Raw genomic sequence first — 15080 nt, forward strand, 5'->3', positions numbered from 1 at the left:
TCTTTTTTAAGTGAGAGCGGACTGGTTTGCAAAGTAAGTACACGTTATGGTAGATACCAATTAAATTTTATTTAGGGCGATGATCTTAGGCGGCGACTTTGGAATTCTAATAGCATAAGGACTATACCAATTGGGGTTTCATCATTACGAAACTTTGTGAAAAAATACTGAAAAACTCTTTACAACCCACTTTCATAAGTCTATCTTAATAACTATATTAAGAGAAAAGGGAGCATACCTATGAAAGAATCTGGGGGATTAGAGCGTCGGATTGGGACGTTTCAGGCCATCACGATTAACATGTCACAGATGATGGGGGCCGGCCCATTTATCACGATTCCACTTGTTTTAACAACAATGGGTGGGCCACAGGCCATGTTTGGCTGGATTGCGGGCGCCGTACTAGCCTTGTTGGACGGTCAAATTTGGAGTGAACTTGGAAGTTCATTGCCGGGTGAAGGGGGCACTTATAATTACCTCAAGGCCGCTTTCCATGATCGAACGGGCAATCTGATGCCGTTTTTGTTTATCTGGTCAGTTCTGCTAGCTACACCACTAACGCTTTCCAGCGGTGCCATTGGTTTGGCCAATTACATGACCTATTTCTTTCCAGCGTTAACGGGTCTACAAACGAAGCTAATTGCCGTGGCCGTTACGTTATTAGCGATGGTGCTGCTTTATCGGCGCGTCACGAGTGTTGCTAAAATTTCGTTGGTACTATGGTTGGGGATGATTTTAACAGTTATCCTGATTGTGATTACCGGCTTGCTACATTTTGACCCCCAATTAGCATTTGATTTTCCTCAGGGGGCATTTGCACCAAATAAATTTTTACTAGGATTGGGTGCTGGGATGTTACTGTCGATCTATGACTATCTCGGGTACTATACGTCAGCGTACATGGGTGATGAGTTGCGTGAGCCTGGAAAGACATTGCCCCGTTCGATTACGTTATCAATTATCTTGGTCGCACTCATTGATCTTTCCATGAATATTGGCATTATCGGTTACGTTCCGTGGCGAGAAGCCGCGCATAGCGCTAACGTGGGTTCCTTATTCATGACCCGCGCATGGGGACCTTGGGGTGGTGCTATTATTACCATCTTAATTATTTGGACGTGTTTTGCCTCAGTATACACGGGGCTCTTGGGCGCTTCACGGATTCCTTACAACGCCGCCAAGGATGGCGTGTTTTTTAAAAAATTTGCGCATCTTCATCCTAAGATGAAGTTTCCCAATTACTCACTCGTTGTGATTGGATTGATTATGGTTATTTGCTGTTTCTTTGACTTGACGACAGTCATTAACGCGTTAATGGCCGTCCAAATTGTGGTGCAATTTATGATGCAGATTATTGCCCTGTCAGTCTTGCGCCGGAAACACCCCCATTTAACCCGACCATATAAGGAGTGGCTCTATCCTATTCCCAGCATCATTGCCTTCTTGGGTTGGGGCTTTGTCTTCTTCTCCTCAGGGGTCAGTGCTATTAGCCTTGCCGTTATCTGGACGATCATAGGTATTCTCGTCTTTTGGGGCCGAACTTGGTATGTTAACCATGCAAACCAGCAATGACGACAGGAGGACAAGACGTTGACAACTAAAGGTGTCTTAGCAATCGATATTGGTGGAACTAAAATTGCTTTGGCCGCCGTTGACTTGGCCGGCCATTGGTTAGCTCAAACAAAATTTGTGATTGCTGGCTTAGATGGTGGCGCTATTGTTACGCAGCTATTGGCTGCGAGCCAGCAACTGGTGTCGCAGGCGCAATTAACGGTTACGGGGATTGGTGTTAGTACAATCGGCGTAGTTGATGGTGAGCATTTAAAGCTAGTACCGACAATTAAGGGGTGGGATCACGTTAACCTCAAGGCGGCATTGCAACGTCAATTTACCCAAATTCCAGTTTGGATTGAAAATGACGTAAAGGCAGCTACCTATGCCGAGATCCTGAATGGCGCTTTAAAGGGGACGACGGCCGGCCTTTATTTAAATCTGGGAACCGGAATTGCCACCGGCCTATCTTTGGGGGATCAGGTTATTCGGGGAAGCCACGGTGCTGCTGGCGAAGTGGGGTATTTATTAACGAGCACCAGCGATGCTGGGTTTGCTACCGGCCACGCGCCGTTTGAAGAAGCCACTGGTGGGCAAGCCATCGGTCGGCAACTGACCGCGCTGGTTGGGTCTCCATATTCGGCCAAGGATATGTGGTCTAACAGCGAGTTGCCTCAGGTCGTGCAACGGTTTAAAACCCAACTGTTAGCTTCATGGGCCTTTAATTTGGCTAACCTCTGCATTACTTGGGACCCGGCCGTCGTGGCCATCGGTGGTGGCATGGAAGCAGCCTATGACCAAATTGCCCCAACCCTAACAGCCAAGTTAGCGCAGAGTGTTCCATTTCCACCAGTTTTAAAGCGCGCTTATTACCAGCAAAATGCGTCCCTAAACGGTATTGCTTTATTAGCCTTGCGGTCAGTTACATCATAAGATAACAAAAAGATGAAATTTATCATTGATTTTTAATTATGTGTCGACTATACTACTCATCAATACTTATAAAACGTTGAAGAAAGTAGTAGCAAAGCGGTTGATGTTTAGCGAGTCACGGTCGATGCAAGGTGACCATCAGCGGTTTGTGAAGGTTAATTCTGAGTTCGGTAGTTGCTAAGACTATCGTGGTGGCCACCATTACCTGGCTAGCGGATGTTGGTCCGTGAAGTGCGGTGATGATGTCATCGCAAAAAGGTGGTACCGTTCTACTCGTAGAGCCCTTTTCCCATAGTGGGAGAAGGGCTCTTTTTGACGTTTGTGAGTTAAAAATGATGCAGTAGGAGGACTTAAAGATGACAGATGAACAAGTAACACCGAGAAAAAGTTGGGGACAGTTGTTGGTCGTTAGTTCTTTGATATTTGGCATGTTCTTCGGCTCTGGTAATTTGATTTTTCCGGTTCATTTAGGGCAACTAGCTGGTGCGCATTGGTGGTTAGCGGCAATCGGCTTTGCTATTTCGGGCTCGCTTTTTCCGCTGCTAGCGATTATGGCCGTTGTTGTGACACGTAGCGATGGCTTGTTAGACCTAGCACGGCCACTGGGCCGACCAGTAGCGGCAATCTTTTTGATTTTGGTTCACCTGACGATTGGCCCATTCTTTGCCACACCCAGAACAGCGGCAACGGCATACCAAATGGCGCTCAGTCCGTTTATGCCACAGCGGTGGACTACGGTGGGGATGTTAGGATTCACCGGCGCGTTCTTTATAGTGACTTATTTAGCCGCTACGCATCAAGGGGCGCTGTTAAAAATTGTGGGAAAGTACCTCAATGTGGGGTTCTTGGCGCTATTGGCACTGGTCTTTCTGGTTGCCTTTTTACGGCCAATGGGGAGTGCCACGCATACGCCGACCTTAACCTATCAGACGCATGCGATGATTGGTGGGGTATTAGAGGGTTATAATACGTTGGACGCGGTGGCGCTTCTGGCGTTGAGTGTGACGTTGATTCATGCGATTCGGGGGTTAGGCTATCGTGGTCAAGCGCTGACCAAGCTGACAGCGCAGGCGGGGATCATTAGTATCTCGCTAGAAGTGCTCATTTATTTTGGCCTCGTGCTATTGGGGGCCCTGAGTATGAGTCAACTGACATTGTCGGCTAATGGCGGTGTTGCCTTGTCCCAGATTGTGGGCTACTACTTTAACAACGTTGGTACGCTATTACTGGGCGTCCTCGTCACACTGGGCGTGCTAACAACGGCAATTGGATTAGTCTCTTCCTTTGCACAGGACTTTCACAAGCTATTTCCTAAAGTCAGTTATCGCTTTTGGTTACGAGTAACCACGGGTTTGTCGTTTTTGGTTGCAAACGCGGGGTTAAATGCCATCATTACGTGGTCGTTACCCGTTTTAATGTTGATGTATCCGTTAGCCTTAGCCCTCATCTTTCTTTCGCTGACGGTTGCCCATCAGCGACATGCAGCTGTCATTTACAGAACGACCATGGCTTTTACGATTTTACCAGCCCTGTTAGATATGTTGAACAGGGCACCGGCAGTCATTAATGAGTGGGGGCCTATTCAGACGGTTTTGGCAGGTTACCATCACCTTCTGCCGTTTGCTAGTTTGGGACTCGGCTGGCTGGTACCTGCGCTGGTCGGCTTCTTAGGGAGCTGGGGCTGGTGTACCTTGCGGATGCGCCGTCATGTGGTTGTACCAACAAACGAAGAGCACTAAAAATAAAGGCCAGTAAGCAGTTTCTACGTGTCGCATATAGTAAATGTGCTATCCTAAAATTATCAAAGAATAAGTTTAGGGGAGTTGCACCATGAACGATAATTTATTTAATATTCCAAGCGCCGCTTACTGGGTGTGGGCCATACCAGTCTTTTTTGGCTTATGTTTTTCGATTAGTTACCGGATTGAGAAGCGCCGATTAAGCAACGGCTTGTGGTTTTCGTTATTTTTCTATTCGTTTTTAGCGTCGCTGGCGATGACCATTTTGGGGACCAATAATAAGTGGTTGATTGTGATCAGTGTGGCGCTATTTGTCATCTTCTTTCTAATCGTGGTGGTGATTTTCGCGCTACAAGCCTTTCTGCTATTGTGGAATGCGTGGATCGTCTGGCGGCGCGAGAGTCATACATTAGCCAACATGTTGACTTTATTTTTAGGCCTGGCCATTTTACTAGCACCGTTCTTTTCTCGATGGGCTGCACTGAATTTGTCAAAACCCGTGGATACATTTATTAATTTATTTCCATCGTTGGTGATTACGTATGTCCTGTTTTGGTTCTATAATTATTTGACGATGCTGGTCTTGTATCAATTTAATCGACCACGTTACAATCAAGATTTTCTAATTGTTTTAGGCGCAGGATTACTAAATGGTAATGAAGTATCTCCTTTATTGGGGCGACGGATCGACCGCGCGCTGACGTTTTATCGCAAGCAACTTGCCAAGACTGGGCGGGCACCGATGGTGATCTTTTCTGGTGGTCAAGGTGGCGACGAAACCGTCCCAGAAGGCCGGGCCATGCGAGATTATGCCATTGCCCATGGCTTGCCAGCCGATCAGGCCTTGGTTGAGGATCAATCGAAGACGACTTATGAGAATATGGTCTTCTCTAAGCAACTGATTGCGGCAACTGGGCAGCAGCGACCGCGCGTGACCTTTGTCACCAACGGCTATCACACCTTTCGGGCGGGGATGATTGCTCGTAAGGCGGGATTAAAGGCTAATGGCATTGGGGCGCACACAGCTAAATTTTTCCTACCTAACGCCATCTTGCGCGAATATATTGCCATCTTTGTTGGTAATAAACGGTGGCATGCCGTAGCAATCGTGGGCATCTTCTTATTGAGTTTATTGCTCACGTGGGCGCAATATTATTACCGTTAAACCGATAAATGAAAATGATCCTTCAGCAAATTGACTGCTGAAGGACCATTTTTTCTTATGACGCCCAAAACTATTTGACCAAGTAAACATGGTCTTGAACCAAATCAATCTGAGTAAAATGATGGTTGAGAGCCCGAGAATCCGCATTTTCAATGAATTCGGCATGGTCCCAGAACTCAGTGGAACCGGTGGCACCGTGGGGCTCGCCAATGACAACAAAATCGACAGTGGTATGGGCGGCACGCATGGCTTGCAGGAGCTCCCAATCCAGCGGCAGGCCATCTGGCGACCAAGACATGACAACCACGCCCACTTGGTCTTGATATTTATGGAAAGCATCCACCGCGCTGAGGGGTTCAATTGGGGTGAGTGGGTGCCGACCAGTTTCGTTTTCGGCCGTCCACGCCTGACTGTCTGTTGCAAAGACGGTCTTGTGGGCATCTCGCAGGCCTTTGGAAATATAGCCGTTGCCCGCCATGACTTCTAAGACCGCACGATCGCCCACAAAAGTGGCTAAGTCGGTCACAAACGGTGCTGGGGTGTATGCCCACATACCGTAGTGGGTTTCTAAATAATCGCGGAATGAACGGAGGTCGTGGTCCAGCTGGGGTAATGCCGCCGTTAAGTCATTCCACAGTTGATCGCCGGCTGCATCGCCGGGGGCATACAGCGTATTGAGTTTTTGGTAAATTTGATCCTGACTGTCATCAGGCAGTTGTAAAAGTGGTAATTGTTGGGGTAGATTACCAGCTGCCAACATTTTGTCCGCCAAGAGAACGTTACTGATTAGTAACTTGATGGCAGGGTAGTCATTAAATTGGTGATAATACGCCGTCATCCGGTCAATGTAAGTGGTAGGCCGTTGACTAAGTGGTGCGTGACGGACTTTCTTTTTGAGTTTTTGCAGTTTTTTAGGGTTCACAGAGAGGTCCTTTCTATCTACATGGAGACAAGCAAACAGTCGACTGCTCAGCGTAACCGCTAGCCAGTCGACTGTTAATTAATGGTCGTCCAAATGCAGATCCAATTCTTCTTGTTGATTAGGTTCAGGGTCACTGAAACGATTTTCCTTGCCATGCAAGTAACCGTCAATTAATTGGTAAATTTCGTAGCGATCTTGACCACTCAGTAACTCACGGTTAAAGCTGAGCTGTTTACCCGACAAGAAGAGCCGGCCAAGGTCGTATTCATCGCGTTCCGCTTTTCCAGTCAGATAATCCATGGTGACATCGAAGTATTCGGCGAGTTTGCGAACTTCAATAAAGGAAGGGGTCCGAATACCCCGTTCCCAATTGCCAATTTGAGAGGCAGTATTGGCATGTTCATCTGGTCCGGCCGCTTGCGCATTAAGCGCTGTTGCTAGCTGTTCCAAAGTAATGTGTTGGCCCCGTCGTAAGGCCCGAAGTCGTTCTGGAAACATTCTCGTCACCTGTTTCTTTCGTTTACACTCATTATACCACTCTCCGTGGGGTTAAACGACTAGCAGACTATTTAACGAGTGAATCAGTTAACCGCATAAATTCGGCAACATCGCGCTTAATGAGTTTAACGCCAGCCAGCCAAAAGTCTGGTTGCGTAAGGTCAACCCCAAGATGCTTTTGCGCGAGCTCTTCAGTCGACATGTTAGCCGTATCGCGTAACAGGGCGATATATTGATCTTCAAAGTTACCAGTCTGTTGGGCTTTAGCGTAAATTCCCAGACTAAAGAGGTAACCGAAGACATACGGGAAGTTATAGAAGGCGGGTTCGTCGATATAGAAATGCAGCTTGCTAGCCCAAAGGTGTGGCGAGTAGCTGGATAGGTTGTGACCAAAGGCTTCCTTTTGCGCGTTCAGCATGAGTTCGTTAAGTTCTGCGGGGGTAACGAGTTTCTTTTGGCGTAGTTGATAGAACCGAGTTTCAAATAAGAATCGGGCCCGAATATTCAAGAACATCGCTAAGGGATTATCTAATTTAGCATTTAGTAGCGTGATCTTTTCGGCGTTCGTCTTGGCAGCCTGTACGTTGGCATCGGCGACAATCAATTCACCAAAAGTTGAGGCGGTTTCAGCAACGTTCATGGCATAGTCCTGGCGCAGATTAGGTAAATCGGCCATCACGCTAGAGTGAAAGGCATGCCCCAACTCATGCGCTAAGGTTGAGACGTCGTTGGGTGATCCCGTAAAGGTCATGAAAATCCGTGACTCGTGGGTTTCCGGCGCACTTTCCATCCAGCCACCAGGGGCTTTACCAGCGCGATCTTCGGCTTCAATCCACCGATGTTCAAAAGCGTGTTGGGCTAACGCGGCCATTTTAGGTGAGAATTCACCGTAATGTTGAATGATAAAGGCTGCGGCTTCATCAAAGGTGAAGTGGTGCTCGTCACTACCTGGTAGGTGTAAAGGGGCTTCCACATCCTGCCAACCAGCATGTTTTTTACCAAGCAGGGCCGCCTTACGGTCAAGATAATCCAATAAAAATTGGTGGTTATCAGCGACAACTTGCCAGATGGTATCCAATGTAGCAGCGCTGAGCCGATTTTCTTTTAGTGGTTCTTTGAGAAAATCAGTGGTTCCGTGAGCGGCGTATTCGGTGAGGCGGAAGCCCGCCAAATGGTTCAACGTATCAGCAAAGAGCTGTTCCTTGTCTGCCCAAGCTTGTTCCCATGCGGGGAGTAGTTCCGCTCGATATTGGGGATCAGCGTTACCCAAAAGGTTATTGTCAGCTTGGCCGGCGGATAACGTCACGGGGTGCCCATCTTCATCATGGAAAGGAATCTGCATGGTGGCGACTAATGAGTCGTAGTGACTACTCCAGGCTGCCTTACCGTCTAAGTTTAAGCGGTTAATCAAGGCTTCAGTTTTGTCGTCCAGTAATTCCTTGCCGGCATCGCGCATTTCCCGGAGATTAAAGGCAATTGGTTGTAGAGCCGGAAGGGCTAAGAGTGCGGCAAAATAGTTGTCGGGGACTTGAACCAGCACTTTTTTGAGCTTGCCACTGACGTTATCGGCTTGGGTTTCCAAGTCACGTAATTGAGCTTCCATTGGGGCAACACCGGGATTGTTCACATCGGCAGAACCCACGGCAGTAATGAAGATGCCAGCCTGACCAAGGCCCGCATCAATGGTTTGCAGTTGGTCAATGAGTTTGACGAACTGGGGATATTGTGGCGCGTCACTGGCTGCATCCCAGCGATCAAGTAAATCAGCAAGGGTGGCAATCGCCGTTTTGAGTTGTGCCAGCTTGGCAGCTAACTGGGGCGAGTTGATCCCCCCAGCAAAAAGTGAGTCTAAATCCCAATTTAACGAGTATTTCATCGGCAAGGCCTCCTAGGCGTAAGTTGGATTCATTATAGCAAATTTCCTAACGATTGCGTTGGCGAAAGGAACTCCGTATACTAACCAGTAGCAAAGAGTTGAGAGAATTGAGGAGGACATAACGGTGAATAAACGACTGAAACATTGGCTAATTGGCCTAGGAATCGTGGTGGTTTTGATTTTAGGTGGCCTTTTAAGGGGGAGTTTGTATTTTTACAATATGACGGTGGCAAGTGGCAAAAAGAGTTTTGTGGCCTCCGGAACAGTCTTGAAGAAATCAGACCCGCTGTATGCACAAAAAAAGTGGTATCAACAGGTACATAAACAACGTTGGACGGAGAAGGCCGCCGGTGCAAATCTAAAATTAGTCGCTGATTATGTTCCCGCGGCACATAACACCAAGAAAACGGTAGTGTTGGTTCATGGATTTGGGTCCAGTAAAGAGGCTATGGGTGGCTATGTCGCGATGTTTCATCGGCTAGGGTACAATACGCTCACGCCTGATACCCGAGGACAGGGGCAAAGCCAAGGGAAGGTTATTAGTTACGGTTATTACGAAAGTCGCGATTATTTAAAATGGGTCAAACAGGTTATTGCTAAGCAAGGGCCCCAATCACAGGTGGTCTTGTTCGGCGTTTCCATGGGTGGTGCGACAACGATGATGACGAGTGGCTTGAAAACGCCCAGCCAATTAAAAGCCTACGTGGAGGATTGCGGGTATACAGACGCACAAGCCGAAATCACGTATCAGGCTAAGCAAATGTATCACTTACCTTATTGGCCAATGGTGCCATTGACGAGTGCCGTTGCCAAAGCTAAGGCGGGCTTTTATTTTAAAGACGCTAATGCTGTTGCAGCAGTCAAGAAAAACCACAAACCCATGTTATTTATTCATGGTGGGGCAGATTCCTTTGTGCCAACGAAGATGGTTTACCAAGTCTATCGGGCAGATGCTGGGCCTAAGCAACTGCTCGTGGTTCCGGGCGCCCAGCATGCGGCCTCACTATCGCATGCACCGCAACGTTATACACAGACGGTGAAGGCTTTCTTAGCGAAGTATATTAAGTGATGCTTCTTAGCGGTTTGTCATGATTTGCTGCCCTTTGGTCGCAGCAAATGGGCTGGAACGTACCGGACACGACTTTAAGCCAAGCAGATCACTTGTCTTAAAGCTCGGTCTTATCCTAAGCGCACCAAGGACGCGCACAAAGGATAACGACGGTACTGAGCCCATTTGCCACTTCCCGTCGGGCTATGGTGGTGTAGCGTGGTCACGTTGGTTGGTCCAACTATGATTATTACTGTAGAGATATTGGACAGTGTTAGCTTGAAACCACATTGACTGTTGCCAAGGGCCCAACAAGGCGGGTACCCAGCAGTAGGCGTTTAAGTGCTGGCATAGGATAGAAGTTATTAGGAATTTTGGAGGGTTAACAAAGGGGATGGCTAACATGGCAGAAACTACGCGACAGTTTCGCCCCGTTACAGCGACGATTCTGACCTTAGGCGCAACCCTAGTAATGGGGATGATTGATGCGGATACGTTTCTTAATCATGGCGCGGTTTTCGTCAGCGCCCAAACGGGTAACCTGGTTGTGTTTGCGGTTAAGCTAATTGAACATGGCTGGGGCGCCGCGTGGGTCAACGTGCCCGTTTGGATCGGTTATTTTCTGGGGTGTTTTGGCGCGCAGGGCTTGAGTGAACACTTAGGTCGCGGCAATAATCGGCGTCAAATGCGGTGGTTGATGGTATTAGACGTTGGTGCGTACGTAATTTTAGCGAGCCTGCAACAGACACTGCCGACCATGTGGTTAATCTTTTTTCTAGGGATTGTAGCTGGCTATGAGCTGACTGTCTTTCGGCAGGTCGGTGGCCTAGGAATCAACAACGGCATTATGACGGGCAATACCAAAAATCTGGCAACCAGTACCTATCGGGCGTGGATTGTCGGGGATCAATCTGCCCGTCAGCGTCAAATCCGTTTGGCTGGCGTTCTCTTGATTTTTATTGTCGGATGTGGCGTTGGCGCGCGTTTAGCGATGTTGACGCCCCATGGCGTACTCTGGATTGCGACGGCTGTTAAGGCGATTTTACTGGCTTGGTTGTTCCTGCCCGTAGCGATGGAAAAGCCTGTAAGATAGTTGGTTGGGTTGTGGCTAGAAATAGCGTATAATTAACAAGATAAGTGGCCCTCTAAGTTGGGGATCACAAATGAAAATAACTTAATGACAGACTGAAATTTAAGGAGCACATTCAAATTGTTAATCACAGGACTTATTATTGGCTGCCTGCTGATTGGCTTGGTAATTGGGTACGTGGTGCGGCAACATCAGCATCGTCAAGAACTGTTAGCGGTACAAAAACAAGCCCGCGACATCATTGCTTCGGCAACGGCTGAGACTCAGCAAAAGATTGCGAAGCTGACGGCCGACAGTCGGCGTGAGACGCTTACTTACCAACAATCAGTGAAGGATGAATTAGCCGAGCAAACAAGTGATATCGCAGTTCGCGAACAGCGGCGTCAACAACGTGAACAGTTATTGGGCCAAATGGGCGTCCGGTTAGCTGACCAAACAGCGATGCTGGATGAACGAAGCCAGGCTAATCGCGATCAACGCCAAAAGATTCGCGACCTCAAGGCCCAGGCACTCCAGTTGCGGACTGACAGAGATGAGACGTTGGCTCAACAGGCAGGAATTGATGAACAAGCGGCTAAAGACCATGTGTTAGCCGATACGGAGTTGGACTTGAAGCGTGATCGTGATGTTGAGATTAAAGCGTTGAATGATAATGCCGTCGCAAACGCGGAGAGGTGGGCCAAGGATGTGGTATTATCGGCCACTGAAAGTGGACCGCAAGACCTCCCTAAAGAACATTTGGAGCATACGGTGACGGTGCCTAACGGTGAAATTCGTAGTAAGATTATTGGCCGTGATGGGCAACACATTCGCTTGTTAGAAACGCTCACGGGGACCGATTTAATCTTTGTGCCAGATGATAATACGACGTTGTTTATCAGTACCCATGATCCTATTCGGCGAGAAGTGGCCCGCGTGGCGTTGACCAATTTAGTGGCTAGTCGCCGGATTTCATCGAACCAGATTGAAACCCAAGTGGAAAATGCCCAACGTGATGTGAACCACAGTTTGTGGGAAACGGGTGAGCAGACCGTCAGCGGACTGCACGTTGGTTGGATGCACCCTGATTTGATGAAGCTAATTGGACGCCTCAAATATCGGACTAGTTATGGTCAAAATGTGTTGTTGCACTCAATCGAGGTGGCCCAATTAACGGGAGCGATGGCAGCACGGTTAGGGTATAATACGCGTTTGGCGCGCCGAGCTGGCTTACTCCATGACCTTGGAAAAGCGATCGATCACGAAGTCGAGGGCACGCACGTGGAGATTGGAACGGAGTTTGCCCAGAAATATGGGGAAGATGACGTTGTGATTAATGCAATCGCTGCACACCATGGCGACGTCGAGAAGACCTCGCCACTGGCCGAACTAGTGGCGGCAGCGGATGCGATTTCTGGTGCACGACCGGGTGCACGGAGTGAGTCTGTCGAAGACTACATTAATCGATTGCGTGCGTTGGAGAAAATTGCCAACGACCAGTCTGGTGTGGCTGAAAGTTACGCTATTCAGGCCGGTCGGGAACTTCGGATTATTGTTAAACCACAGGAGTTGGATGATACCGCCGCGGCCAATTTGACGCAGGAAGTGGCCCAACAGATTGAATCGACGCTGACTTATCCAGGTAAGATCAAAGTTACCACGATTCGTAAGTCAACGGCAGTCGAGTATGTGGGCGATGAAAAGAAAAAGAAGAGCAAGAAGAAAAAGAAGAAAGCTGCCAATGCGTAGCGTATTTTAGGGTTATGGCGAAGGTCATAGCCCTTTTTTATGCGAAATGGTGTTCGCTAAGCAACATCAGCGGTATCATAAAATGAGGAAAGGGGCGGTCACCATGAAGCAAGGGTCATTATTTGAAAATAGTCAGCGTAATACGCCATTAGCTAGTCGGGTCCGTCCGCAAACGTTGGACCAGTTCGTGGGTCAGGCACATTTGTTAGGACCAGGTAAGATTTTACGTGAACTGATTGAAAATGATCAGGTGTCCTCCATGATCTTTTGGGGACCGCCGGGTGTGGGGAAAACAACGCTGGCTGAAATTATTGCCCGGCAAACGCAAGCCACCTTTCTGAGCTTTAGCGCGGTCGATAGTAGTATCAGTAAAATCAAAAAAATTATGCATCAGGCGGAAGCCGATCGGGAAATTGGCGAGCAGACGATTGTTTTCGTGGATGAAATTCATCGTTTCAATAAAGCGCAGCAGGATGCTTTTTTACCTTACGTTGAGCGGGGGAGTATTATCTTAATTGGTGCTACCACGGAGAATCCGTCGTTTGAAGTCAACTCAGCGTTGCTGTCACGGTGCAAGGTGTTCGTGTTAAAGGCGTTGGCAACGGCGGATATTGACCAGCTGTTGCGTAACGCTTTGACTAATCCAGCTGGATTTTCTGGCCGGGTGACCATTGGTGATGCTGAGTTGCGGGCGATTGCTGAATTTGCCAACGGGGATGCGCGTATGGCGCTGAATACGTTAGAGATGGCCGTGTTGAATGGTGATAAGCAAGGCGATCAAGTCACGGTTACTCAGGCTGATTTGAAACAGCTGATTACCCAAAAGTTTGTGCTATATGACAAGACGGGTGAGGAGCACTACAATATTATCTCGGCGTTACACAAGTCGATGCGCAATTCCGATCCGGATGCGGCAATTTATTGGTTGACGCGGATGCTTAGTGGCGGAGAAGATCCGCTGTATGTGGCGCGACGACTGGTGCGCTTTGCCAGTGAGGATATTGGGTTGGCCGACACGAACGCGTTAAATGTGGCCATCAATGTTTTTCAAGCCTGTCAATTTTTGGGGATGCCAGAATGTAATGTGCACCTGGTCGAGGCAGTGACGTATTTGTCGCTGGCACCCAAATCCAATGCGATTTATAAAGCGAGTCAGGCGGCGCAAAAGGATGTTCAGCAGACCCGTGATGAACCAGTTCCGCTACAATTGCGCAATGCGCCAACGAAGCTGATGAAAGACCTGGGTTATGGGGCAGATTATCAATATGCCCATGAGTCGGCCGCTAAATTGACGACGATGCAGACGTTGCCAGAAGCTTTGCGTGGTCACGTGTATTACGAACCAACCGAGCAAGGGCGTGAAGGCCGGTTCAAAGCCCGGTTGGCCGAGATTAAACGGTGGCAACAGCAACACCGTGATTAACTAAAGGAGGGTTCCACCATGCAAACCGTTAAATTGAACAATGAGGTCACCATGCCCCAGCTAGGACTGGGCGTGTTTCAAGTCTGGGACCCAGCCGAAACGCAACAAACTGTGGAAACAGCCTTAGAATTGGGGTATCGTCTGATTGATACCGCGGCGGCCTACCATAACGAAACGGCAGTTGGCGCCGCGCTGGCTGCAAGCAAGGTGCCCCGTGAAGAGTTATTTGTGACCTCAAAATTATGGGTTCAAGATATGACCTATGCGGGCGCCCAACGCGGCGTGCGCGACTCATTGGCTAAGTTGGGGTTAGATTACTTAGATCTTTACCTGATTCATCAACCAATTGGCGATGTTTATGGGGCGTGGCGCGCCTTAGAGGAACTGTATGAAGCCGGTAAAATTCGGGCGATTGGTGTCTCAAACTTCTCGCCGGCATTATTGGCGGCGTTCACCCATTTTAACCGTATTAAGCCAGCGGTTAACCAGATTCCCATCAACGTCTTCCAACCCCAAACGGCACCGGTGGATTATCTACAGGCCAATGGCATTCAGCCAGAAGCTTGGGGACCGTTTGCCGAGGGGCGGCATGACTTGTTTACCAATGAGGTTTTGACTAAGATTGGTCAGCGATACCATAAAACACCTGCTCAAGTGGCCATTCGCTGGTTAATTCAGCGGGGCGTGGTGGTTATTCCCAAGTCAACCCATGAGCAACGACTGCAAGAGAATTTAGAAGTGTTTGATTTCGAATTGCTACCAGCTGATATGGTGGCAATTACTGAGTTAGAGATGCCACAGAACCATGTGCGGACCGCGGCTGACGTTGAGCGAATTCTCCAGATCACGGTGCATGAAGATTAGATTTAAAGAAAGCTGTCTGGTGTGAGCTGGGCAGTTTTTAAATCACTTAACCAAATCATTTCCTAAAACTGATTCACTTATTTAGAAAAATGCCGTAAAACGGTTGAATTTTAAGGAAGAGTAAGCGATACTGGAGTTGGTTGGTTCACTGAACCATGGTGCAAATAGTGTTACCGTTTGCAAAATGACGTTGGTCGGGATAGTTAGTAATTTTAGTTAGTTGGTTTTTTAGAACTACTAACA

General features: G+C 48.3%; 12 protein-coding genes. 9 read left to right on the forward strand and 3 right to left on the reverse strand.

Going from position 1 to position 15080, the window contains the following annotated elements; all coding sequences use genetic code 11:
• The first annotated feature begins 240 nt into the window (after positions 1-240).
• From FC61_RS07445 to FC61_RS07460, 4 genes are all read left to right on the forward strand, one after another.
• A complete protein-coding gene (locus FC61_RS07445) occupies positions 241-1572 on the forward strand; it encodes an APC family permease (RefSeq protein WP_021740953.1) in 1332 nt (443 codons plus the stop codon).
• 18 nt (positions 1573-1590) lie between these two features.
• On the forward strand, positions 1591-2484 hold the full coding sequence (locus tag FC61_RS07450; RefSeq protein ID WP_021740952.1) for an ROK family protein: 894 nt from the start codon (positions 1591-1593) through the stop codon (positions 2482-2484).
• Between the two features lie 356 nt (positions 2485-2840).
• Entirely contained in the window at positions 2841-4223 is a 1383-nt protein-coding gene (gene brnQ / locus FC61_RS07455; protein WP_021740950.1) for a branched-chain amino acid transport system II carrier protein, read from the forward strand.
• Positions 4224-4314: 91 nt separating this feature from the next.
• Complete coding sequence (locus FC61_RS07460; protein ID WP_021740949.1) at positions 4315-5388, forward strand: YdcF family protein; 1074 nt, start codon at positions 4315-4317, stop codon at positions 5386-5388.
• Positions 5389-5458: 70 nt separating this feature from the next.
• Here FC61_RS07460 and FC61_RS07465 read toward each other — a convergent pair whose 3' ends face one another.
• The 3 genes from FC61_RS07465 to FC61_RS07475 all read right to left on the reverse strand — a co-directional run bounded on the left by FC61_RS07465 (position 5459) and on the right by FC61_RS07475 (position 8684).
• Positions 5459-6310: a hypothetical protein gene (locus FC61_RS07465; protein WP_021740948.1), complete on the reverse strand. Its 852-nt coding sequence runs from the start codon at positions 6308-6310 to the stop codon at positions 5459-5461.
• A gap of 78 nt (positions 6311-6388) precedes the next feature.
• On the reverse strand, positions 6389-6808 hold the full coding sequence (locus FC61_RS07470) for a helix-turn-helix domain-containing protein (RefSeq protein ID WP_021740947.1): 420 nt from the start codon (positions 6806-6808) through the stop codon (positions 6389-6391).
• Positions 6809-6875: 67 nt separating this feature from the next.
• Positions 6876-8684: a M3 family oligoendopeptidase gene (locus FC61_RS07475; RefSeq protein ID WP_021740946.1), complete on the reverse strand. Its 1809-nt coding sequence runs from the start codon at positions 8682-8684 to the stop codon at positions 6876-6878.
• Positions 8685-8808: 124 nt separating this feature from the next.
• Between FC61_RS07475 and FC61_RS07480 the strand changes: the two genes are divergently transcribed.
• The 5 genes from FC61_RS07480 (at position 8809) to FC61_RS07500 (ending at position 14837) form a co-directional block, all read left to right on the forward strand.
• Entirely contained in the window at positions 8809-9753 is a 945-nt protein-coding gene (locus FC61_RS07480) for an alpha/beta hydrolase (RefSeq protein ID WP_021740945.1), read from the forward strand.
• A 382-nt stretch (positions 9754-10135) separates the two neighbouring features.
• Positions 10136-10825: a YoaK family protein gene (locus FC61_RS07485; protein WP_225353933.1), complete on the forward strand. Its 690-nt coding sequence runs from the start codon at positions 10136-10138 to the stop codon at positions 10823-10825.
• 117 nt (positions 10826-10942) lie between these two features.
• Complete coding sequence (gene rny, locus FC61_RS07490; protein ID WP_024526249.1) at positions 10943-12550, forward strand: ribonuclease Y; 1608 nt, start codon at positions 10943-10945, stop codon at positions 12548-12550.
• 103 nt (positions 12551-12653) lie between these two features.
• On the forward strand, positions 12654-13973 hold the full coding sequence (locus tag FC61_RS07495) for a replication-associated recombination protein A (protein ID WP_011668888.1): 1320 nt from the start codon (positions 12654-12656) through the stop codon (positions 13971-13973).
• Positions 13974-13991: 18 nt separating this feature from the next.
• Positions 13992-14837: an aldo/keto reductase gene (locus tag FC61_RS07500; protein ID WP_011668887.1), complete on the forward strand. Its 846-nt coding sequence runs from the start codon at positions 13992-13994 to the stop codon at positions 14835-14837.
• The last annotated feature ends 243 nt before the right edge of the window (positions 14838-15080 follow it).

The organism is Levilactobacillus brevis ATCC 14869 = DSM 20054 (assembly GCF_001433855.1).
In the GTDB taxonomy this organism is placed as follows: Bacteria; Bacillota; Bacilli; order Lactobacillales; family Lactobacillaceae; genus Levilactobacillus; species Levilactobacillus brevis.

Bases quoted from the DNA above. Each gene is read 5' to 3' on its own strand.
- FC61_RS07445 (WP_021740953.1), top strand. From the start codon at position 241: ATGAAAGAATCTGGGGGATTAGAGCGTCGGATTGGGACGTTTCAGGCC.
- brnQ (WP_021740950.1), top strand. From the start codon at position 2,841: ATGACAGATGAACAAGTAACACCGAGAAAAAGTTGGGGACAGTTGTTG.
- FC61_RS07460 (WP_021740949.1), top strand. From the start codon at position 4,315: ATGAACGATAATTTATTTAATATTCCAAGCGCCGCTTACTGGGTGTGG.
- FC61_RS07470 (WP_021740947.1), bottom strand. From the start codon at position 6,808: ATGTTTCCAGAACGACTTCGGGCCTTACGACGGGGCCAACACATTACT.
- FC61_RS07475 (WP_021740946.1), bottom strand. From the start codon at position 8,684: ATGAAATACTCGTTAAATTGGGATTTAGACTCACTTTTTGCTGGGGGG.
- FC61_RS07485 (WP_225353933.1), top strand. From the start codon at position 10,136: ATGGCAGAAACTACGCGACAGTTTCGCCCCGTTACAGCGACGATTCTG.
- FC61_RS07495 (WP_011668888.1), top strand. From the start codon at position 12,654: ATGAAGCAAGGGTCATTATTTGAAAATAGTCAGCGTAATACGCCATTA.
- FC61_RS07500 (WP_011668887.1), top strand. From the start codon at position 13,992: ATGCAAACCGTTAAATTGAACAATGAGGTCACCATGCCCCAGCTAGGA.